Genomic DNA, 22,601 nt, shown 5'->3' on the forward strand with positions numbered 1-22,601 from the left:
CAGCAGAAAAAAAATTGTGGTCCCACCCTATTGTTCATCTCAATTTAGGTGTTCAATGTCGGTAATAATCGGTAAAATCACCGTGATCTTTGTGCCTTTTCCTTCCTCACTTTCCAGGTAAATTTGTCCTTTGTGCGCTTCCACACAGCGTCCGACAATGGCTAATCCTAATCCCGTTCCTTGAATATTATCGACATTGCTACCGCGATAAAAAGGTTTAAATAAATTTTCTTTATCTTTGCTGGGAATACCAATTCCTCGATCGACAATTTTAAAGACTACCTGCTCGGATTCGACAATAATCTTAAATTCTACGGGGTTGCCTTGAGGTGAATATTTGAGAGCATTTCCCAGTAAATTTGTCAAGATATGTTTAATTAAATTTATATCCCAAAGTCCTCTTTCTAAGCTGCCCTCAATTTGGAAAATAATTGCTAATTGCGGCTCCGGCTTAACCGTAAAAGATTCTACCAATTTCTGACAATAATCCAGCAAATCCACCAGATCAAATTGACAGTATAATCTCCCGGAATCGGCCCGGCCAATTAATAAAACTTCTGTGAGCAATTGATCCATGTCTTTAATGGCCGATCGAATCATGCGAAAATAGCTAACTTGCTGATCTTTTGTCAACCGATCGCGACTTTCTTCTAATAATCCAGCCGAGAGTAAAATTTTATTTAAAGGATTGCGAAAATCGTGGGATAACATGGAAACAAATTCAGTTTTTAACTGATTTAATTCCTGAGCTTTTTCCAGTTGATTAGTGCGTTCAATCACGCTCATTTTTAAAGCTTCGTTGGATTCTCGTAAAGCTTCCTCCATCTGTTTTCGCTCGATCGCATAACATAGCGATCGAGTTAAAATTTCTAAACTTACTTCTCTTTTAATTAAATAATCCTGCGCTCCCTGACGCAGTGCTGCCAAAGCTAAATTATCATCATTAGTATTAGTTAAAACCACGATTGGCAATTTCGGAGCCGTAATCAAAAGGGGAGCTAAGGATTGCAAACCCTGACTATCTGGTAAAGTTAGATCTAATAAAATTACATCAAAATTTGTTTGTTGTAACAGAGAAATCGCCTCGGATAATCTTGACACATTAACCAGATGAAATTCTTTTTTTTCATTACCCTTAAGAATTTCCTTTAATAATCGAGCTTCGGCTAAATTATCCTCGATTAAAAGAACTTTTATATCCTGCGAGAGTCCCATTTTTTAATCAAGAGTTAAAGAGATTTGGGAGGTTAGGAAGTGGGAAGATTTTTCAGTGATCAGTAAACAGTAATCAGTAATCAGTGAAAAGAAAGCTCCGAACTTGCCACTTGATACTATGAACTGAAAACTCAAACCTGATAACTGATCACTGATAACTGATCACTGATAATGATTCACTCCCCGGGTAAAGTAGCGGTTTCTAACCAAAAAGCCTCGATATTTTTGACAATTTTGAACAAATCGTTGAGATTGCGCGACTTGGTTATATAACAATTAACGTGCAGTTCATAGCTATAAAAAATATCCTCCTCGTTGCGAGAAGTGGTTAAAACCACCACAGGAATTCTTTTTAAACTGGGATCGTTTTTGATTTCCGCTAACACCTCCCGTCCGTCTTTTCTGGGTAAATTCAGATCGAGAAGAATCAGATTAGGACGGGGAGAATCGAGATACTCCCCTTCTCGACGCAGATAATCCATGGCGTTGACACCATCCCTAACGATAACTAATTCGTGCGGGACGGTGCTAGTTTTTAATGCCTCCTGGATGAGGCGAATATCAGCTTTGCTGTCCTCCACTAATAAGATAATTTTGTGTGGCACGTCCTCGCCAGCGCTCACGCTCGTCACCTCCTAGGGGAATTGTAAAACAGAAAACCGCTCCTTTACCTAATTGGGATTCTACCCAAATTCGTCCGCGATGACACTCGATAATTTTCTTGCAAATCGCCAAACCCATACCTGTGCCGGGGTACTCGTCGCGGGTGTGTAGTCGTTGGAAAATCACGAAAATGCGTTCGGAAAATCGGGGATCGATGCCAATTCCATTATCGCTAATAGAGAACAGCCATTCCTCCTCTTGACGTTGAGCAGCAATATGAATAGTGGGGGTTGCTTTTCCTCGGAATTTAATGGCATTACCGATGAGATTTTGGAACAATTGCATTAACTGGGTTTTATCTGCCATGACAATTGGCAAAGGATCAACGGTGATCACAGCTTGACTTTCCTGAATTCTCCCTTTCAGGTTAGCGAGAGCTTTTTCCAGTGCCAGATTAGCATCGATGGTATTAAACTCTACCGCCTGCATATCCACTTTCGAGTAAGCCAGCACATCATCTATTAATGTTTGCATCAAACTGACACCTTCGACGGCAAAAGTAATAAATTCTTTAGCATCTTCGTCCAGTTCTTCGGTGTAGCGCATTTCTAGCAACTGCACATAGTTGGCGACTTGATTGAGGGGTTCCTGTAAATCGTGGGAGGCGACGTAGGCGAATTTTTTTAATTCGGCGTTTGATAGTTCCAAATCCCGCGCTAAACGGGCCAATTCATCGGCTTGTTTTAAGATGATATTGACGATCGCTTTTCGTAATTCTAGTGCGGCGTTAATTTCTACTGCTTTCCAGGGGAAAGATTTGAGGCGAACGGTTTCTTTCCAGAGGGAGAAAGATTTACGCGGACAGAGACGAATATCACCATCTATGGCAGTCGTTTCGATCGCTTTACCCGGATCACCACCCCAGTTCACGGTTTGAATTACTTCCGGACGAAACCAGAGGAGATAATTACGTTTAGAAATGGGAATTGCTAGTAAACCACTGGCAATGTCTTTAAACTTACCCGCATCGGCATAAATTCGCGGCAAGGAATTGGTATAGTAAACATCTTCATGGACGTTTTTTTCTAGCCAAGTAATCAGATAATTTAGTTCTTCTTCGCTCGGTGTTACTCCAATTAAGGTATAATTGCCGCCTAAACAAATAGCGGCTCCTGTGGCTTTAGTTAGATCAAGCAGATTCGGTTTATGGGCAATTAATCCATCAATAAAGTTATTAGCTTCCGCCATATAATCAATTAATTGTGATTGCACAAAGTTTAATTTTACTCGATAGTCATAATCCTCGGTTTCTTCCCGTGCCGATATTTCCGAAAAAATCACTCTTCCTAAGAACTCACAAGCTTTACGGAGTTCGTAGGGTACATATTTAGGGGTGCGGTGATGACAGGCAATAATGCCCCAGAGACGTTTATTTTCAATCAGAGAAATGGTTAGAGATGCTCCCACTCCCATATTATGCAGGTATTCTAAATGACAGGGAGAAGCACTTCTAAGACTGGACAGGGTTAAATTTAAGGGTTGTTGGGTTTCGGGATGAAGACTAGGCACTAGATCGACGGGTTCAGAGGTAGCATCGGGAATCTGTCGAATCCAATTAGCACTTAATAAATTTCGTGCCGGGAGAGGGATATCGGAAGCGGGATAACGTAAACCGAGATAGGGTTCTAGTTGCTCTATTTTGTCTTCTGCTATCACATCACCGTTATCTTCTTCGTCGAATTTGTATAACATAACTCGATCGAATCCTGTCATTTTTCTGACTTCTTTAACGATGATATTACAGAAATCTTTCAGGCTACGGGTGGCTTCAAGTTTATCGATCGAAGTTTTGGCTAGGTGATAGAATCTCAGGAAAGGAATGTTTTCATAGGAAATAGCTGGTTCTAACTCTAAAATCAGCATTTGTTCGGCGTTGCGGTGGAAAATAGCATCAAAGACAGCAAAATCATCCCCTTTAACCCGCGCCCAAATTTTGGAGGGATTGATAGCATCAAAATCGTTATTTTCTATGGCTGATTTTAGAGGATCGATCTGAAAGGGATCGAAGATTTCCTCTAGGGTTTTACCGATAATTTCCCCCGGAGAAATCCCCAATAAACTGCGGCTATTACTGCTAGTTTGGCTGACTTTTAGCTCTGGTTCGCTGAGAACTAAAAGCACTCCGTGCGGTTGAATTCGGTTATAGAGATGGATCGGTTCCCGTTCGATCGAAGTTGGGTTAATTGTCTCGGTTAGAACTTCCATGTGTATTTCCCCCAGAGGATTTTTGCCAAGTTGAAAACTCTTTGTTTATTAAAACTATTTCTTCTCACTTCCAAGGGGCGATCAAGAATAAATTTACTTATCTTAATCCCAGGCCATCAAAAGTAATAAAACTTTAATTAATCAGTTATCTATCGATCGAGCAGTTCTGTTCAGTTCCCTTTATTATAATCAGTTTTTCTCTGATAATCTATGGTCATTTGTTAAGAATTAAGATTTAATGTTACAAGGGACAGATAATTCTTAATAAAAATATACAGTAGTTAAGGGGTTTCAGACCCAAAAATTTCCAGGAACGCACCCTAGAAAAGTAGGCGATATCGTACTGTGATTATACAATTGATAAGAAAGAACAAATTCAAGAGATAAATTAGTAAACTTGATCGTGTTTGCCAATATCAACTATAACAATTAAAGTTTCTCCTGAATCAGTATCTTGACGAAAAGTAAAAATAATACGGCAATCATAACTAACAGAACATGACCAATAACCTTCTAATCTACCTGTCAGCTTATGAGATTTTAAAGAAGGGGTAAAGGGATTATCTTCTAACAAATGTAGAACCTCTGATACCTTGCTTTGTAGTTGAGGATTTTTGCTGATTAAGCGTTGAAAAGCTCTTTTAAAGCTTTTGTCAGCAACTAATTTCATTCTTCTTCATCCTCTAACAAATAAGCCATTATCTCTTCAGTGCTGCCTTTTTTTGCTGTTCCCATCGCTAAAGATTTTAAGGTTTCTTCGCCATTTTTAGCCATCTCCTCCCGGCGTTTCTCAATGCGTCTTTTACGAATTAGCTCAAACAAATAATCTTGGTCTTCAATGGATAGACTCTCTACCGATTCGATCAGATCTTGAAAAAATGCGATACTCATTAAAGTTGACTCCTGTTAGTTAACTTTTTTTCCTGATATGCTAAGTAGCTGGTTATAATTAAATTAAAAATGGATTTTAGGTTCGATCCCCCCTTAGTCCCCCCTTGATAAGGGGGGTGCCGATCCCCCCTTAGTCCCCCCCTTGATAAGGGGGGTGTCTGACAACTTTTAACGCCTACCTACTTATCACAAGATAGTCAAGTAGGGTGCGTCAGACAATCCCTTGTTTTTAGGGAAAAAATCAAGAGCTAAATATTGCCGTAACGCACCACAAAGAAAAGTGTTTGGTTACTTTTATAAGCCGCTATGACGGAGGAGAGGCTCGGTACTAGGTTCGCGACCGCGGAAAGTTTTAAAAACATTCATAGGATGGGAACTTCCCCCCATAGCTAAGACAGTATCGCGAAAACGACGACCGATCGCTTTCACTGCTTCTTCGTTATCTAATCCCACTTCCTCGAAAGCGGCAAAAGCATCGGCACTGAGAACTTCTGCCCATTTATAACTATAGTAACCCGCCGCATAACCGCCAGCGAAAATATGTCCAAAAGAACACAAGAAAGCATCTTCTGGTAGAGGAGGAATTATCGTCGTTGTCGCCGCTAAACGCTGTCTGACTTGTTTAGGAGTTTCGCCGCCATTGGGTTGATAACGATGGTGTAATTCCAAATCTACTAAAGACAAATGTAGCTGACGCAGCATGGCCGAACCGCTCATATAATTCTTAGCTAGGAGCAGTTTTTGATAGTAATGTTCGGGGAGAGTTTCACCAGTTTCGTAGTGTTTGGCCATACTCATTAAAGTAGGGCGATCATAACACCAATTTTCCATAAATTGACTGGGCAATTCCACCGCGTCCCACTCAACGTTATTAATACCCGCCGCGCCAGAATAATCCACAGTGGTTAACATATGCTGTAAACCGTGGCCAAATTCGTGAAATAGGGTAGTTACCTCCTCAAAGGTCATTAAACTGGGGTTTCCGTCCACTGGAGGCGTTTGATTGCAGATTAAATAAGCCACAGGTAAACGCACCTCGGTGCCGGTTTTGGCCCGACCGATACAGACATCCATCCAAGCGCCGCCGCGTTTTTCGGCGGGACGACTGTAGGCATCGAGGTAGAAATAGGCGATTTTTTCGCCCTTTTCGTCGTTAATCTGGAAATAACGCACATCGGGATGCCAGATGGGTGCTTTACCGTCGGCAGCGATAATTTCTACCCCAAAAATCCGTTTAGCGAGGCTAAATATGCCTTCTAAAACCCGTGGTAGGGGGAAATAGGGGCGTAATTCCTCGGCACTAAAGTTAAACTTGGCCTGACGCTGTTTTTCTGACCAATAGGCTATATCCCAATGCTTGAGATCGTCGGTTCCCGCAAAAGTTTTTAAGGCCTCTAAATCCTGTTTTGCCGCTTCATAGCTTACTTGGCGCAAATTGTCAAGCAATTTCTCGATTTCATCCACAGAATTGGCCATTTTCCGGGCAAGACTGACCTCGGCGTAGGTACTATAACCTAAAAGATGGGCCTGTTCCTGACGAAGTTGCAAAATGCGATCGATTAAGGGATTATTATCCAATTCTCCCAGATCGGCCCGACTAACGTAGGCTTTATAGAGTTTTTCCCGCAATTCCCGATTATCGCTGTACTTCATAAAGGGGAAATAACTGGGAAAATCGAGGGTAATCACCCAGGGACCAGTTTCGGTGCCGGCGTTAGTTTCTCCTTGGGTGCGGGCGGTTTGGGCGGCTAAACTAAGGAGACTAGCGGGTAAACCGGCGATATCTTCTGGGGTTGTTAGTTTCAGTTGAAAAGCTTTGGTGGCATCGAGGATGTTATTAGAAAATTTCGTGGTTATTTCCGCTAATTCCAGTTGAATCGCGTTAAATCTGTCTTTTTTCTCCCCTACCAATCCCACCCCAGCCAACTGGGCATCCCGCAGGGAAGCTTCGACAATGCGCTGTTGTGCCTCGTCTAATTGCCCCCAGCTTTCCCCTTGGCGCAGGGACAAAAATGCTTCATAAATGGGTTTACTTTGGCTTAAACGGCTAATAAACTCGACTACCTGTGGTTGTACGGTTTCGTAAGCTTGACGCAATTCTGGGCTATTTTTTACCCCCATCAGATGACCGATAATCCCCCAACTCCAGCTTAAACGTTCTTCAATCCGGGTGAGGGGTTCGACTAATTTTTCCCAGGTGGGGGTAATCTGCGCTTCTAGTTCGGTTAATTCTCTGGCCAGTTCCTGCAAAAGTTGCGTCATCCCAGGGACAATCAGGCCGGGTTGGATTTGGTCAAAGGCCGGTAATCCTTGACCGGCAAGCAGCGGGTTACTGGTGTTCGTCATAATTGTTGGTCTGGAAGGGTGGGTAATCTGTATCTTTTACTACCCTAACCTAAATCCCCGACCATCTATCCGGGCGATCGAGCGCCGGAGCTTTTTCAGTGGGGTGTGGGGTGTGGGGTGTGGGGTGTGGGGTGTGGGGTGTAGGGTGTGGGGAAAGAAACCTCTTTCATCTGTGGGGGTGAAAATTTTTTCATTGGGACTGCCTCTGTTGATCAAAGATAAGCAAAAATTATTTATTGACTGCAAAAACTTGAGAATATTTAAATTAACATTCCGCAATATTTACAAATTCTTAAGAATTAATTGAGAAAGATTTTTATTTAACAACGATGTTATCGGTCACTCTGTGCTTTTTTGGGCAGCAATGGTTGAAACCCTTGCCACATATAGAAGGTGATCCTAATTAAGACGGTCAAATCAGTCAATTTCACCCATAACGATGATCTTTTTTTTATGTAGTTTTATTGCAAAAAAAAAGTTTTTTTGACAAAAAGCACAAAGTATGATAGTACCCAACGTATTTCTGGCTGCGAGTAATTATTGTAGAGGGGGAGAAGGGAGAATAAATAAAAATAATCTCCCTACCCCACACCCTAACCCCAGGAAAAACTTCTTCAGCAAACCCTAGTTAAGGCCTGCTCGATTCTCTGACTATCGAGGGACCGGCCGATAAAGACCAAGCGAGTTTGCCGCGTTTCCGTGGATTGCCAGGGTCGATCAAAGAAAGAATCAAAGCGATCGCCGACTCCCTGTAACACCATACGCATCGGTTTGTTGGCCACATTAACAAATCCCTTGACCCGATAGATTTCTTCTCGGGCTACCAATTCTTTGAGCCGTTGGGTCAAAATTCGGGCATCTACGGGAGAATCGAGGCAAAACTGCACAGAATTGATATCCTCATCGTGATCGTGTTCTTCCTCGTGATCATGATGACTAGGACGACTAACTAAATTATCCTCGACGGCGGCATTAAATCCCAATAGCACATCGGGGCTAATTTGTCCATCGGCACAAGTAACTATTTTTACCGTCGATCGCAGTTGTGTTTTCAGCCAATTAATAATTTTTTCTAATTCAATTTCGCTGATGAGATCGGTTTTAGTTAAGAGTACCAGGTCAGCGCAGGCTAACTGATCCTCAAATAACTCCTCAATAGGAGTTTCGTGTTCTAAATTGGGGTCTGCTTGCCTTTGTGCCGTTAAAGCATCTAAATCCGCCACCAGACGACCCCTAGCGATAGCAAAACCATCCACCACGGTGATTACTCCGTCCACCGTCGCACCGTTGCGGATTTCCGGCCAGCGAAAAGCTTGAACCAGAGGTTTAGGTAAAGCTAATCCCGAGGTTTCGATCAGCATACAATCCAACTGTTGCCGTCGCTCCAGCAATTTCTGCATGGTGGGGAGAAATTCTTCCTGCACTGTGCAGCACAGACAACCGTTGGTCAATTCCACAATATTATCGTTGGGGTTGTCATCGCAGGTCTGACAACTTTTCAACAAATCACCATCAATTCCCACTTCTCCGAATTCATTGACCATAACGGCCACCCGTCGGCCTTGATTATTTTGCAGTAGATGACGGATGAGGGTAGTTTTTCCCGCACCCAGAAAACCCGTGATCACAGTAACTGGAATTTTATGCATAGATAGGGCGATCGATCATATTCTTAGATCAATGTATCAGACTCTTGGTCTAGGGTTGAGGGTTTCAGCTCTAATTCTTTAGGATTGCCCCACCAATTGCCAGACTGTCACAAACTAGCTGAAATTTTCCTAGTTAGTCGTTATTCTGTTAGAAGTTTCAGCCGGCTAAATAATCGCTGAAAAACTTTTGTGGGAGTGGATCATGTTACAACGTCTTTTTTTAGCCTTTACCCTCGCTTTTCCTCTTTATTTAAGCATTGCTATTCAACAAACTTCTCCTCTAGCTGATAGAATAAATCGCCCTTCTTCTCGCGGAATCAATAAAATTGAGCAGACGGTAAAAGCTATCCAAAAGCAATTAAAACAAGAGCATTCGGTTCAATTAGATTAAGAGGAGAGATAAAACTCCTCTTTTTCACTTTTGATTTGACAAATTACTTGCCATTTGCTGCGGGGGCCGGTATTCGGGAACTAAATCTTGTAGGGACTTAACTAGGCCCTGACGGTCATTAACTTGAATAGAATTAAGCAGTTGTTCTAATTTGATTTGCAATTCCTCCCAAGCAAGAAAGTGTTCATGAGCGCAAAAAATCTTTGGGTGAGAGGTGGGACGAGCTTTATCGGTATCGATTAATAATTCTTCGTAGAGTTTTTCCCCCGGTCTTAATCCCGTGATTTCAATATCGATATCTTGCCCTAATTCCAAGCCACTTAAACGAATCATCTGTAGGGCCAAATCGTAAATTCTTACCGGTTCACCCATATCTAACAGGAATACCTCACCCCCCTTAGCCATGGCTCCCGCTTGTATAACCAAACGCACCGCCTCTGGAATAGACATAAAATAGCGAATAATATCGCGATGGGTGAGGGTAATATTCTTACGTTGGGCGATTTGTTCCCGGAAACGCGGCACCACGGAACCGCTACTATCGAGAACATTGCCAAAGCGGACGATAGCGCAACGGGTGGAAGTGTCGGGTAAAGCGGCCAAAGCTTGCACGACTAACTCAGCACAGCGTTTACTGGCCCCCATAATGTTAGTCGGTCTGACGGCCTTATCGGTGGAAATGAGAACTAAATTACTAACTGAATTCTCGATCGCGGTCTGAGCGACATTTAAGGTTCCCCAAACATTAGTGTAAACCCCTTGACTAGCATTGGTTTCCACAAGGGGAACGTGCTTATAGGCGGCCGTGTGATAAATTGTCTCAATTTGGTGTTGTTGGATGACTCGGTCTAGATGATTGCGGTCGAGAACATTGCCTAGATAGGCATACTTGCGTAAATCGCTATAATTTTCGCTTAAATCAAGATCGATTTTGTAGAGAGAAAACTCGTTTAATTCGTAGATTACCAGGCATTTTGGGTTGAGGAAGGCGATTTGTCGGCATAATTCCGAACCGATGGAACCACCACCCCCGGTGACTAACACCGCTTTACCGGTGACATTTTTTCCCAAAAGTTCGGGATGAGGTAGAATTTCTTCCCGTCCTAATAATTCCGAGACATCGACACTGCGAATCTGATTGATGGTCGTTTCTCCCGATAAAATTTTTGAGAGGGGAGGAACGGTTTTAATGTCGATGGGTAAAGTTTCTAGACTTTCGATGATTTGCCGCTTTCTGGCCTTGGCTACATTAGGAATAGCGAGAATAACCCAGTCAAAGGCTGTTTTTTGGTGCAGTAGTGCCAATTGAGAGGGGGGATAAACCCTAAAGCCTTGGATCACTCGGTGCTGCAAATCGGGATTATCATCAACAAAGGCCAATAAACGATAGTGGGGGTCATTTTGTAGGGAACGTGCCAATTGACGACCCACAACCCCCGCACCATAGATAACAATTGTCGGTTCTCTATCGACACTACTGACGTAAATATTCAGACGGTGAAAGACAGAACGAATCAACAATCTCACCCCGATAACCAATACTAGGGTTAACAATGCGTCGATAATCAGGACTGAACGCGGCAAAAAGGCATCCCCTTGAAAGTAGGCCAGAATGATTAAAAACCCTGAACTATAGAGAACCGCTTGCAGTACGGAGGAAAGAAACTCTAATCCTGTATAACGTACTACGGGACGGTAAATACCTTTGAGATAGAAAACTAGAGTTTTAATGGCAATTAAGCCCAATATTGGCTCTAAAAAAGGTCTAATTTCCCGATATTCGAGGCTCAGATTCAACCTGAGAGAGAAGGCCAGATAGATGGTTAGACAAAAAACAAGGCAGTCGGTGATCATTAAAAGAGATCGCTTCGATGACCTAGATAGGTAATTAGCCAATTTAAGGATTTTGTTCGCCAGTTTTCTATACATTATCCAATTGATTAATTAATCTTAAGGTAAATTACTTGGCTCCTCTCGACTTTGTCTGGTAATCAGTGCTTATTATTCAGACGAGTCTTGCTAGGCAAGGCTTTGAAGAATATATTTACGGAAAACTACCCCTATTCTTCTCTCTTCCATACACAAACGAGAAGAGCCAATATTTTTTATAACAGTAGCACTGTCCGTCTTTCCAGAGGATAATATCACCTAAATCCAATTATGTCAAGTGGCGGGATTTGTCAGGACTTTGGCTCTCTTAGGTTTGGTGGGTAAAATATATTCTAAGATACAGTCCTGCTGGCGAGGGAGTGGAAGGAACCACTCCAGACACAGAGTACACAAAGATTGATCGCTTCTAGAGTAAGTTAAACTGGTCGCAACGCGCTCGCTACGCGAGATCACACAAAGAATAAGAGAGCCGGACTTTTTTCCTTTTAGCAACTTTTCATCGCTCCCTAAAAATTTTCTGCTCCCCCAAACTAGCCGATAGATGACCGCTAGTCAAGGGTTACAATCAAGAATTGATGCAAAAATTTATCGAGTCAAGTTATGAGTAATCAGTACGATGCGATCGTGATTGGGTCGGGAATCGGGGGATTGGTGACAGCGACGCAATTAGCGGCAAAAGGGGCAAAAGTCTTAGTTTTAGAGAGTTATCTGATTCCGGGGGGCAGCGCGGGTTATTTTGAACGAGAGGGTTATCGTTTTGATGTGGGTGCTTCGATGATTTTTGGTTTTGGCAAAAAGGGGACGACTAACCTCTTAACCAAAGCTTTGGCAGCGGTGGATATGAGTATCGAAACCATTGCCGATCCCGTCCAGATCCATTATCATCTCCCGGACGGATTAGACTTAAAAGTTCATCGCGACTACGAACAATTTTTACAGGAATTAATTAGCCATTTTCCCGCAGAAAAAACCGGTATCCGGCGCTTTTACGATGAATGCTGGCAAGTGTTTAATTGTCTCAATAGTATGGATTTACTATCGCTGGAAGAACCCCGCTATCTGACTAGGGTTTTTTTCCAGCATCCTTTATCCTGTTTGGGATTGGTCAAGTATTTACCCCAAAATGCGGGAGATGTGGCCAGAAAATATATTAAAGACCCGAAATTATTGAAATTTATCGATATGGAATGTTATTGTTGGTCGGTAGTACCCGCCGATCGCACTCCGATGATTAATGCGGGAATGGTCTTTAGCGATCGCCATTACGGGGGAATTAACTATCCCCGGGGGGGAGTGGGACAGATTGCTCTCAAGTTAGTCGCGGGATTGGAAAAAGCTGGTGGTGAAATCCAGTATCAAGCGAGAGTGAATAAGATTATTTTAGATGCAGGACGGGCGATCGGGGTAAGATTGACCAATGGTAAGGAATATTACGCGAAAAAGATTGTTTCTAATGCCACCCGTTGGGATACCTTCGAGAAACTACTCCCCCCGGAATCTCTCCCGGGTAGCGAAAAAAAATGGCAAAAACGCTATCAAAAATCCCCCAGTTTCTTGAGTTTGCATCTGGGAGTCAAGGCCGATGTATTGCCATCAGGAAGCGAATGTCACCATATTTTACTAGAAGATTGGGAAAATATGGAAGCAGAACAGGGAACTATCTTTGTTTCTATTCCTACCTTACTCGATCCCTCCCTCGCACCCCCGGACCATCATATCATTCATACTTTCACCCCTAGCTGGATTGATCAATGGCAAAAACTGCCCCCTCAAGAATATCAACAGAAAAAAGAGGCCGCTGCTCATCGTCTCATTGATCGCCTGAAAAAACTCTTTCCCAAACTAGATACAGGATTAGATTATATCGAAATTGGCACAGCCCGCACCCATCGCCGCTTTTTGAATAGAATCGATGGCAGTTACGGCCCAATACCGCGAAGAAAACTGTTAGGCTTATTAGGAATGCCCTTTAATCGCACAGCTATTCCTAATCTTTATTGTGTGGGAGATAGTACCTTCCCCGGTCAAGGATTAAACGCAGTGGCCTTTTCTGGTTTTGCTTGCAGTCATCTTCTATCGGTAGATCTGGGTTTACCTCGTCCCAGAGATTAAAAGCTGAAAATCAGGATTTTTACCGGCGAATTCGGAAACGGGAAGGTAAGACTTGACAGCGTTTCTCAGATGGATGAAGCGCATTTTTGCGACTGGAATCCTTACTTCGGCAAGGTTTAATCTATACTTCACCTTGATGAGAAACGCTGTGGATATTAAACTAAATCCGGTTATTAAAGAATGATTATTTAGGGTTTGCTGAATAAATCTAAAAACCTTGTTAGATAAGGCTTTTGACCTGTTAAAATCCGATGTTCATGCTGCGAAAATCGGATTGGGACTCTCAAAAACCTTGCATTATCCTTTTTTTAGTACATAAATTGGTACAAAAAGAGAGTTAAAACCCATTGCCAGTAGGGACTATAGCTAGGGTTTGCTGAATAAATCTAAAAACCTGATCCAACAAGGTTTTTAGACTTTTTTTCCCTCAAAAAGTGCCGACCTTTGGAGTGATTGGGGGGAAAATTCCGGGACTTTTTCCCTGAAAATTAGGTAATTGGCCACCTCAAAACTGGTAAAACCCCACACCCCACACCCCACACCCCACACCCCACACCCTACCCCCCGGAAAAACTTTTTCAGCAAACCCTAGCTACAATGATTGATTTTTCTCAAGGTGAAGAATTGTAATTTTTTTTCTCAGAAAAAATCAATTATTGAAAATGTTCTCAATAGTAGTTTCTACAATGAAGGTTTTTCGTCAAAACATCTTGGGGAATGTAAAAATATGTAAAAGTATATGAAGATGTGCGGAATGTCGGTTCTAACCAATCGGCTAACAATAACAAATCGGGAGTGGTACAACCAAAACTCCTGATATTCTCCTGGGACAATTCTTGGGGGACGCAGACCCAATGTTCTCTGGCTCCCAGGTCAATTCCCGCCGCCTTGGCATTGATGATGTTTAACTTCTGGTCACTACTTTGGGTTTTTGAAGACTTGTTTCGGGATTTGGTCATGGCTTTCTTGGCTCCGAGTTATGATCGGGGAAGTACCCTGGTTCTAGGAAGGGTTTTTTGGCTCTTCGTTACTTGGTATGGTTCGATAGGGGGGCATAAATCGACTAAATCGTTATCTGGCAAGAGACTTAATTGATTAGTTCGCTCTAGAGCAAAAACAATTAACAAAAATCGCTAAATGCCTTTCTCTATAAGGGTTCCATCCCTTATAACCCCCGTCCATTGCATAACACAAACCGAAGAGCCGGTTTTTTACTTGATTCTCGACCACGGGTTCACGAGTTAATCCTCGTCTCGCCAATTCTTTTTTCCTCTTTCCTAGGGACCTTTGCTGATAATCGGGTCTCATGACACCATTGTTACTCCGGTTTGAGTTCAGGATACTTCCAGATTTAGAAGATCAGGGCTTGCCCATAGTTTCTCTTTTTCTTTTTAGGGCGCTTTGCGTCCTTCAGGAGCTGATAACTGATTCAAGGCTGCCTCCTGCCTCCTGCCTCCTGCCCCTTGATGGGATGGCTAACGGCTAAAAATAATCTTCTCGATGGTATCTAGGGCGGTTTCTAGGTCATCGTTGACGATTTGATAGGGGAATTCCTCGCTGGCGGCCAATTCTTCTCGGGCGCGCTCTAGACGACGGGCGATCGCTGTTTCGGCATCTTTGCCCCGGTCGCGCAAACGACGTTCTAATTCCTCGAAAGTGGGGGGTAGGATAAAGATTCTCCGCGCTTCGGGGAAGCTTTTACACACCTGTCTGGCTCCCTCTAATTCGATTTCTAGAATTACGGTCTGGCCTGTTGCTAATTGATCAGCGATCGCTGATTGGGGTGTTCCATAGTAGTTGCCCGCATATTCGGCCGATTCGAGAAATTCTCCGGCTGCCATTTTCTCCTCGAAACTGGGACGGTCGAGAAAGTAGTAATCTTCCCCCTCAATTTCACCCGGTCGAGGTGGGCGCGTAGTAGCGGATACGGACAGGTAGAGGTTAGGGAAACGAGTTAGTAAATGCCGTACTAGCGTACCCTTGCCCACACCGCTAGGGCCAGTAATGACGATTAATTGACCGGGTTGCATGGGGTTAATAACTTAGTTGCTACTATTAACAGGGGCTTCCTTGTTGACCACGAAACGGTGAGCCACGGTTTCCGGTTGAATGGCCGACAGCACTACATGACTAGAATCGGTGATGATCACCGCACGAGTCCGTCTTCCGTAGGTAGCATCGATTAAACAGCCTTTATCCCGAGCATCACTGATGATGCGTTTGATAGGAGCCGATTCAGGGCTAACGATGGCGATAACCCGATTAGCGGAAACAATATTACCGAAGCCGATGTTGATCAGTTGTATATCCATAAGTTAACAAAGGTGCAGCCCTTTGTACAAAAGAGTGTGGAGGTATGATTACAATGTTATCGGGAAAGATTTAGCCTTACAACGCTAAAAATAACATTCTTAATCACATTTTAGTATTTTTTCAGGTTTTTTGCGATTTTAATTAAATTTGTTTACACGAGTCTCTATCTTAGGGAGTAAATAGTCCAAAAGTCGGGAAAATTAGGGAATTTTGGGGAGTGGGGAGCAGGGTGTGGGGTGTAGGGTGTGGGGTGTGGGGTGTAGGGTGATGGGGTGATGGGGGAGTGGGGTGATGGGGTGATGGGGTGATGGGGTGATGGGAGAACAAATAAAAATAATCTCCTGACTCCTGACGACCGGCTACTGACTCCTGATCACTGATCACTGTTAAGAATGTCCCCGGCAATGGCATGATAATTATGGTGACTAATAAGTATTCTCTATCCTTGGTGGGTGTGTTAGACTATGGGTTTTGCTGATCTATCGATCGCTGATATTGCGGCAGAGTACGATCTGGCCGATGAATCTGTGTTGTCACTTTGCGACCAATTAGGCATCTCCTATAAAGATCGGCAGACTAATCTCGCCCTAGAAGATGCTAAAGCAATTATCTCACTGATTTTATCCCAACGCTCAGGAGTAACCGCCTCGAAAACGGAAACGTCCCCTTGACTTTATTCCCCACTGCGATCTTCTCGGTGTCCGTGATCACTTAGAATCGATCGACACCCTCCCAGAGGAGAAAATTTTTTAGTCACCTTAAAATCCCCTTTCTTGGAACAATTGCGAGTAGGAGAACAATGATCAAACGTTTGATTGTGGCAGCGATCGCTGTAGTCTTTTTTGTATTACAATTCAATCTTAACGGCGCTAGTGCCTTAGAACTCAATGAAAAAACCCTCACCATCACCCTCAATGACGCAGGGGAATCGGTGACTTTGACTTCTGAACAAGCGACGGAAGGACAGAAACTTTTTGTCGCCAATTGTACTAAGTGTCACCTGCAAGGTAAAACCAAAACTAATAATAACGTCAGTTTGGGTCTGGGTGATCTGGCAAAAGCGGAACCTCCCAGAGATAATCTGTTAGCATTGATTGATTATCTAGAACATCCCACCAGTTACGATGGTGAAGATGATCTAAGCGAATTTCATCCCAATGTTAGCCGTCCGGATATCTTCCCAGAATTACGCAATCTGACCGAAGATGATGTGTATAACGTCGCCGCTTATATGTTGGTTGCTCCCCGTCTAGACGAGCGTTGGGGTGGTACAATTTACTTCTAAATTGCCCTCCATATATCCCTCGATCCCTCTAGATTTCTAGGGGGATTTTTGATTAGACAGCAAATAGTTGTAAAAATTCTTTGAGTTCATTTAATACTTCATGCTCAAAGTTCCAAATGTCTTTTTTGGTTAAAGCATGGGATAAATTACAATATTTCTTAGCCTCTCTTTTTTCATTCTGTGATGGTGTATCTTCCCTGATATAGTTTTGAATCCACAATTTATCAATTTTTTTACGATTTATATCAATATTTTTTTGTGCAAGACAGGATCGCCAAGCTTCTACACAATCAGCATGGGGAGAATCTTGGGTTTTAATTTCTCTCAACACTGTCTCTAGTTCTCCCTGTTCATTAACATGAAGAAAATGACAACCTATTTGAGTATTCGTAGAAGCATTTAATTGAAATAGCTTTTGGGTATCATCTATCCTGGCTGCTTCTCTAAAAACTCTTTGAATACATTGACTAACCAGAGCAAGTCTTTCTTCTCTGGTTTGTTCATCTAAATCTAAAACAATACCTATCTTTTGAATATCATCTTTGAGCAGGGTGTTATTAAGTCGTTTCAGTCGTTGTTCAAGGCTACGATAATTTTCTCGTTCTATTCCGTCTAGAATATAAAATTCAACAATAGTTATCCTTAAATGATTCGATTCATTAATATGCTCAATAATAGCTCGTAAAAAAGCCGCATCATCTTGACTTTCAACAATTATTACATTAGCCACGATTCTACTCACCTCTGATTCGATCATTATGCTTGAGAGCATAATCTAAGATATCTAATTCACTTTTAATACCGATAATTTTATCAGTTCTGGGACTCCTTGCTAGTTCAAAATAAGCCCCCTGTTCTGGATAATATTCTAACCCCACATCGGCAAAAGCTTGGATCATCTCTAAACTGTGGGTTGTGGCAAAAATTTGGCTATCTAGTTCGATAGCTAATCGGAATAAAGTTTTCCAAATATCTGGGTAAGAAGTATAGTGAAGACCATTTTCTATTTCATCGATAAAAATAATTTTTTTAGGATTGATGAGTAGAGCAAAAATCATCTCTATCAGACGATTAATAGCTTCACCAAACAGAGATATGGGTAGGCGTTTTCTCTCTTTTCTTTTCAGATATAAATTTGGTTCACCCAGAAAAAAACTTTCTATTTTTTCAATGGACGGATCGAGAATTTGTAGAGCTTTTAGCACTTCTTCTTCCTGTTCATTAAAAACTATTTTAGTATAGGCCTCGCTCAATTCTTGCAAAGATTTATTGACAGATGCGGCAATGATTACTGGTTCCTCATCACCCCCATTAGGTAAAGCTAGTATCTCCTTAGAACTGGCAATTAAAAAATAGTTCATTTGCTCATCATTTGAGTCATGATCATGGTCAAAACTTGTGTGAATATTTAAGATAGAAATAACTGATTTATCTTTAGCGATAAAATCGTATAATTTTTGCCAGTCTTCAGAGATGCCTAGAACACTATCTTTAAGAGAACCAGAAATCGATATTTTTACCAATTTGTCTCCTTGGTTAGATTGGGAGCCTTTTAACTCAATAATATTTTTTCTATCAAGATTGAATAATAAATCATCCCAAGCATTTTTGGGAACAGCCCGAACAACTGCTAAAGATTGCCTACGAATGATTCCTCTGATGTAGGGATGAATAGTATTTGGATAGGGATAACTATACAAAAATATTGCCTCTAATAGGGCAGTTTTCCCTGAATTGTTTTTACCACCAATTAAATTAACTCGCTCAAAACCTTCAATTTTGGTATGCTCAAAACATCTAAAATTACTAATTTCAATATCCTTAATCATGTTGACCTCTGGGCTGAATAAGCATAAACTTAGGGGTAGGAATGACCCTGGCAAGATGGGGATTTTTTTACTTAATTCTAGACGAGAATCGCCTCCAACTCTCAAAAAGGTGACTATCCCCCACCGAAACTGCCGCCCTAAGAGATAATAAAGACAGGGATTTATTTACATTTCTTCATCATGGCTAGAGACTTACGAGGATTTATTAAGCTTTTAGAAGAGCGTGGGCAATTACGCCGCATTAGTGCATCGGTCTCTGCCGATTTAGAAATTGCCGAGATCGCTAATCGGATGCTACAGGTGGGGGGACCGGCCCTACTGTTTGAAAACGTGCAAGGGGCCGAGTTTCCCGTCGCTATTAACCTGATGGGAACGGTAGAACGTATCTGTTGGGCGATGAACCTGAATAAACCCGAAGAATTGGAAGATTTAGGCAAAAAACTCGCCCTCTTGCAACAACCGAAACCGCCGAAAAAACTCTCCCAAGCGATCGATTTTGGTAAAGTTTTATTTGATGTCCTGAAAGCCAAACCCAACCGTAACTTTTTCCCTGCCTGTCAACAGGTGATTTTAGAGGGGGATGAGGTAGATTTAAAGAAAATTCCGATGATTCGCCCCTATTCTGGCGATGCAGGCCAGATTATCACCTTAGGGCTAGTAATTACTAAAGATTGCGAAACGGGAACCCCTAACGTCGGTGTCTATCGCTTACAGCTACAGTCTCACAATACCATGACCGTCCACTGGTTATCCGTGCGCGGTGGGGCGCGTCACCTGCGAAAAGCGGCACAGATGGGCAAAAAATTAGAAATAGCCATCGCTTTAGGGGTTGATCCTCTGATTATCATGGCCGCTGCCACTCCTATCCCCGTAGATCTCTCAGAATGGCTGTTTGCGGGATTGTACGGCGGTTCTGGGGTACAGTTAGCCAAGTGTAAAACCCTCGATTTGGAAGTGCCGGCCGACTCAGAAATCGTCCTCGAAGGAACAATTACCCCCGGAGAGGTATTGCCAGATGGACCCTTTGGTGATCACATGGGTTACTATGGCGGTGTGGAAGATTCACCCCTGATTCATTTCCACTGCATGACCCATCGTCGCGACCCCATTTATTTAACCACTTTTAGCGGTCGTCCTCCCAAGGAAGAAGCGATGATGGCCATCGCGCTTAATCGTATTTATACGCCGATTTTACGGCAACAAGTGTCAGAAATTAGGGATTTTTTCCTACCGATGGAAGCTTTAAGCTATAAAGCGGCGATTATCTCCATTGATAAGTCCTATCCAGGACAAGCGCGGCGAGCGGCCTTAGCTTTTTGGAGTGCCTTACCCCAGTTCACCTATACTAAATTTGTCATCGTCGTCGATAAGGAGATTAATATTCGCGACCCCCGGCAAGTGGTTTGGGCAATTAGTTCTAAAGTGGATCCAGTTCGCGATGTGTTTATTCTCCCGGAAACCCCCTTTGATAGCCTCGATTTTGCCAGCGAAAAGGTCGGTTTGGGGGGAAGAATGGGAATTGATGCCACCACTAAAATGTATCCCGAAACGGACCACCAGTGGGGGGAACCTTTGGAGTCGGATCCGGCCATGGCGGTCAAGGTTTCCCAACGCTGGTCAGAATACGGTTTAATCGATATCAATTTACAAGAAGTAGATGCCAATAAATTTGGCTACGAAATGTAGATTTAACCGACTAAATAGGGTTTGCGGCAAAAAGTTTGTTGGTGGGGGTAGGGTGTGGGGTGTGGGGTCTAGGGTTTTACCCATTTTCAGGCGGTCAATTACCTAATTTTCAGGGAAAAAGTCCCGGAATTTTCCCCCCAATCACTCCAATCGCTGCTACTTTTTGATGGGTACATCTCACATTTGCAGAAATACCGACAATCAGCAATTATCAGTGACTCTTAAATTGGTACAAAAATATGAACAATCGCGTATAAGCATCCCACCGAAAAGCTAATGCGCTCCTAGGGCTGTTTCATTCTCCCATCAGAATATCAAAAGTAAAAGCGATCACAGTCAGGTAAAATGAGGAGTGACCGCCAAACTTTCAAATATATGTTGAGCTTAATAGAAAAACTGAAAGGCTCTTCGTTACTTGGTATGGTTCGATATGGGGGCATAAATTGACTAAATCCTTATCTGGCAAGAGACTTAATTTATTAGTTCGTTCTAGAGCGAAAACAATTGACAAAAATCGCAGCCATGTCTGTCTCTACAGGGGTTTTATTCCTTATAACCCCCTCCCTTGCATAACAAAAACCGAAGAACCTAATTTTTTTCAGGACAATGACCGGTAAGCAACCCGAAAATTCTATAGATTAATGGCAAAAAAGACTTGACAAAATCCCTCGATTTGACTTATACTTTTTATCATAATGGGAATCCGTGCCGAAATATATATAAGCCTTTTTACTTCCGCTATAAGTTTGTCCGAGAACCAATCGAGAAAACCATAAACGGGTCATTCGAGGAGCCTTATGCCAGAATCTAGATCTGAGATTATTTCAGTTAAAGTTAAAGAAAATGTCACCATGTTAGTGGAAGCGAGAAGTTTCGGTGGTGAACGGGAAGTATCCGATCAAATATTTGACTTCCAAAGTGTGGCTGATACAATTGAGGCAGTTACTGAATCGATCGCTGCTACGATCAATAAAGTGAAACCCAAAAAGGCGACCGTAGAATTTGGGGTAGAAGTCAGGGTAAAATCTGGTAAACTAACCGCTTTAATTGTGGAAGGTGAAGGAAAGGGAAATTTAAAAATTACCCTAGAATGGGGAGGATAAATTGATTAAATGCTTACCCCGGAATCTCTACCCCCGTACACTGTCAGGTTAAAGTTAATCTATGGGTCAGGAACAGGCTTTTTTGTGGGACAAGGGTTAATTTTGACCTGTCTTCATGTGGTGAAAGATGCGCGGGATAATCGCGAGACTATCGAGATAATTTGGCAAGGTCAAATTTCTGGGGCTAAAATTATCAACTTACCGAATCTAGACGGGATCGATCTGGCTCTTTTACAATTAAACTCGTCTTTAGATCACAAATATGTCGATTTTGATCACGATTTACAATCAACAGATAAATTATACACTTTCGGCTATACCAACGATTATCCGAACGGTGATCCTAGTGACTTTGAGTATATAGGTTTAACGGGGGATGAAAACCCCCTAATCAAGTTTAAATTAGGGCAAGTACAACCCGGTTTTAGTGGTTCACCTCTGTTAAATTTACGCACGGGGAAAGTGTGCGGAGTGGTGAATAAAACCAGAGATGAGTATAGTGATTTAGGAGGAAGAGCGATTCCAGTTCAGACTATTTTTAAATATTTTCCGCAATTACAACCCCAAAAAAATGCCCATAATCCTTTTATACCCACTTCCGGAGGTATTGAAGAAATTCAGCAGATTTTTGGCCGGGAACAAGAAATTAAAGATATTTTTGAGGTTTTAAATTCTGGCAGTAGTGCTGCTATTATCGGGGAAAGGGGAACGGGAAAAACCACCCTGCTTTGGGGAATTTACCATCAAGCAAGGGAGTATTTACTTAGTCATCGACAACCCTTGTATCTCAACTTAGAAGGATTAGCAGGAGATAAGGATTTTTATTATGAATTATGTAATCAGATTGGTATAGCTGTACCTTACGATAAACCGCTCAAAGGAACTAGATTAACTAGGGAATTAGGGCTCTTCGGGAATTGTTATGCAAATAATTAACTTAAAATAAAATTCGATGAGAGCGCCTACGCTCAAAAGTAGCTGAAATCCATACAGGGAAGGACTTAAGGCACAAACAGGTTAATA

General features: G+C 42.4%; 21 protein-coding genes and 1 pseudogene. 7 read left to right on the forward strand and 15 right to left on the reverse strand.

Going from position 1 to position 22,601, the window contains the following annotated elements; translation table 11 throughout:
• Positions 1 to 39: 39 nt before the first annotated feature.
• From EWV66_RS14200 to cobW, 7 genes are all read right to left on the reverse strand, one after another.
• Positions 40 to 1,215: a hybrid sensor histidine kinase/response regulator gene (locus tag EWV66_RS14200; protein ID WP_079205925.1), complete on the reverse strand. Its 1,176-nt coding sequence runs from the start codon at positions 1,213 to 1,215 to the stop codon at positions 40 to 42.
• A 176-nt stretch (positions 1,216 to 1,391) separates the two neighbouring features.
• The gene (locus EWV66_RS14205; protein WP_002758488.1) at positions 1,392 to 1,838 is read right to left on the reverse strand and encodes a response regulator; all 447 of its coding nucleotides are present in this window, start codon (positions 1,836 to 1,838) and stop codon (positions 1,392 to 1,394) included.
• On the reverse strand, positions 1,777 to 4,083 hold the full coding sequence (locus EWV66_RS14210) for a sensor histidine kinase (protein WP_287109074.1): 2,307 nt from the start codon (positions 4,081 to 4,083) through the stop codon (positions 1,777 to 1,779). Before EWV66_RS14210 ends, EWV66_RS14205 begins: the two co-directional genes overlap by 62 nt.
• 388 nt (positions 4,084 to 4,471) lie before the next feature.
• Positions 4,472 to 4,753 (reverse strand): type II toxin-antitoxin system RelE/ParE family toxin, encoded by a 282-nt coding sequence (locus EWV66_RS14215; protein WP_004163338.1) that lies wholly within the window; start codon positions 4,751 to 4,753, stop codon positions 4,472 to 4,474.
• On the reverse strand, positions 4,750 to 4,974 hold the full coding sequence (locus EWV66_RS14220) for a hypothetical protein (protein WP_052276810.1): 225 nt from the start codon (positions 4,972 to 4,974) through the stop codon (positions 4,750 to 4,752). Before EWV66_RS14220 ends, EWV66_RS14215 begins: the two co-directional genes overlap by 4 nt.
• A 294-nt stretch (positions 4,975 to 5,268) precedes the next feature.
• Positions 5,269 to 7,320 carry a M3 family metallopeptidase gene (locus EWV66_RS14225; protein ID WP_287109077.1) on the reverse strand — a complete coding sequence of 684 codons (2,052 nt, stop codon included), beginning with the start codon at positions 7,318 to 7,320 and terminating at the stop codon, positions 5,269 to 5,271.
• A gap of 614 nt (positions 7,321 to 7,934) precedes the next feature.
• Positions 7,935 to 8,969 (reverse strand): cobalamin biosynthesis protein CobW, encoded by a 1,035-nt coding sequence (gene cobW, locus EWV66_RS14230; protein ID WP_287109079.1) that lies wholly within the window; start codon positions 8,967 to 8,969, stop codon positions 7,935 to 7,937.
• Positions 8,970 to 9,171: 202 nt separating this feature from the next.
• On the opposite strand from cobW, the gene EWV66_RS14235 reads away from it, so the two are divergent.
• Positions 9,172 to 9,360, forward strand: a complete 189-nt coding sequence (locus tag EWV66_RS14235; RefSeq protein ID WP_002732804.1) for a hypothetical protein — start codon at positions 9,172 to 9,174, stop codon at positions 9,358 to 9,360.
• Between the two features lie 24 nt (positions 9,361 to 9,384).
• Here EWV66_RS14235 and EWV66_RS14240 read toward each other — a convergent pair whose 3' ends face one another.
• On the reverse strand, positions 9,385 to 11,214 hold the full coding sequence (locus tag EWV66_RS14240) for a polysaccharide biosynthesis protein (RefSeq protein ID WP_287115995.1): 1,830 nt from the start codon (positions 11,212 to 11,214) through the stop codon (positions 9,385 to 9,387).
• Between the two features lie 636 nt (positions 11,215 to 11,850).
• Here EWV66_RS14240 and crtH point away from each other — a divergent pair.
• Positions 11,851 to 13,362, forward strand: a complete 1,512-nt coding sequence (gene crtH, locus EWV66_RS14245; protein WP_287109083.1) for a carotenoid isomerase — start codon at positions 11,851 to 11,853, stop codon at positions 13,360 to 13,362.
• A 668-nt stretch (positions 13,363 to 14,030) separates the two neighbouring features.
• Here the strand turns inward: crtH and EWV66_RS14250 are convergent.
• From EWV66_RS14250 to EWV66_RS14265, 5 genes and pseudogenes are all read right to left on the reverse strand, one after another.
• Positions 14,031 to 14,321 (reverse strand): hypothetical protein, encoded by a 291-nt coding sequence (locus tag EWV66_RS14250; RefSeq protein ID WP_185236861.1) that lies wholly within the window; start codon positions 14,319 to 14,321, stop codon positions 14,031 to 14,033.
• A gap of 18 nt (positions 14,322 to 14,339) precedes the next feature.
• Positions 14,340 to 14,549: pseudogene (locus EWV66_RS24170) on the reverse strand (hypothetical protein).
• 288 nt (positions 14,550 to 14,837) lie between these two features.
• Entirely contained in the window at positions 14,838 to 15,392 is a 555-nt protein-coding gene (gmk, locus tag EWV66_RS14255; protein WP_185237762.1) for a guanylate kinase, read from the reverse strand.
• 12 nt (positions 15,393 to 15,404) lie between these two features.
• Positions 15,405 to 15,674, reverse strand: a complete 270-nt coding sequence (gene remA, locus EWV66_RS14260) for an extracellular matrix/biofilm regulator RemA (protein ID WP_002737924.1) — start codon at positions 15,672 to 15,674, stop codon at positions 15,405 to 15,407.
• Positions 15,675 to 15,843: 169 nt separating this feature from the next.
• Positions 15,844 to 16,059 carry a hypothetical protein gene (locus EWV66_RS14265; RefSeq protein WP_206755282.1) on the reverse strand — a complete coding sequence of 72 codons (216 nt, stop codon included), beginning with the start codon at positions 16,057 to 16,059 and terminating at the stop codon, positions 15,844 to 15,846.
• A gap of 80 nt (positions 16,060 to 16,139) precedes the next feature.
• On the opposite strand from EWV66_RS14265, the gene EWV66_RS14270 reads away from it, so the two are divergent.
• Together EWV66_RS14270 and psbV are read left to right on the forward strand one after the other, a co-directional pair.
• A complete protein-coding gene (locus tag EWV66_RS14270) occupies positions 16,140 to 16,346 on the forward strand; it encodes a hypothetical protein (RefSeq protein WP_002735525.1) in 207 nt (68 codons plus the stop codon).
• 128 nt (positions 16,347 to 16,474) lie between these two features.
• Positions 16,475 to 16,960, forward strand: a complete 486-nt coding sequence (gene psbV, locus EWV66_RS14275) for a photosystem II cytochrome c-550 (RefSeq protein WP_002785283.1) — start codon at positions 16,475 to 16,477, stop codon at positions 16,958 to 16,960.
• A gap of 52 nt (positions 16,961 to 17,012) precedes the next feature.
• On the opposite strand, the gene EWV66_RS14280 is transcribed toward psbV, so the two are convergent.
• Both EWV66_RS14280 and EWV66_RS14285 read right to left on the reverse strand, forming a co-directional pair.
• Positions 17,013 to 17,717: a DUF3226 domain-containing protein gene (locus tag EWV66_RS14280; RefSeq protein WP_069473964.1), complete on the reverse strand. Its 705-nt coding sequence runs from the start codon at positions 17,715 to 17,717 to the stop codon at positions 17,013 to 17,015.
• The gene (locus tag EWV66_RS14285) at positions 17,695 to 18,789 is read right to left on the reverse strand and encodes an AAA family ATPase (protein ID WP_185237763.1); all 1,095 of its coding nucleotides are present in this window, start codon (positions 18,787 to 18,789) and stop codon (positions 17,695 to 17,697) included. Before EWV66_RS14285 ends, EWV66_RS14280 begins: the two co-directional genes overlap by 23 nt.
• Positions 18,790 to 18,969: 180 nt before the next feature.
• Here EWV66_RS14285 and EWV66_RS14290 point away from each other — a divergent pair, with 180 nt between their 5' ends.
• The 3 genes from EWV66_RS14290 to EWV66_RS14300 all read left to right on the forward strand — a co-directional run bounded on the left by EWV66_RS14290 (position 18,970) and on the right by EWV66_RS14300 (position 22,514).
• Positions 18,970 to 20,475: a UbiD family decarboxylase gene (locus tag EWV66_RS14290; protein ID WP_185237764.1), complete on the forward strand. Its 1,506-nt coding sequence runs from the start codon at positions 18,970 to 18,972 to the stop codon at positions 20,473 to 20,475.
• A gap of 797 nt (positions 20,476 to 21,272) precedes the next feature.
• Entirely contained in the window at positions 21,273 to 21,578 is a 306-nt protein-coding gene (locus tag EWV66_RS14295) for a CU044_2847 family protein (RefSeq protein ID WP_002746217.1), read from the forward strand.
• Positions 21,579 to 21,587: 9 nt separating this feature from the next.
• Positions 21,588 to 22,514, forward strand: coding sequence for a trypsin-like peptidase domain-containing protein (locus EWV66_RS14300; protein WP_287109089.1), 927 nt, complete (start codon positions 21,588 to 21,590; stop codon positions 22,512 to 22,514).
• Positions 22,515 to 22,601 lie beyond the last annotated feature (87 nt).

Source organism: Microcystis sp. M_OC_Ca_00000000_C217Col (assembly GCF_007095585.1).
GTDB lineage: Bacteria > Cyanobacteriota > Cyanobacteriia > Cyanobacteriales > Microcystaceae > Microcystis > Microcystis panniformis.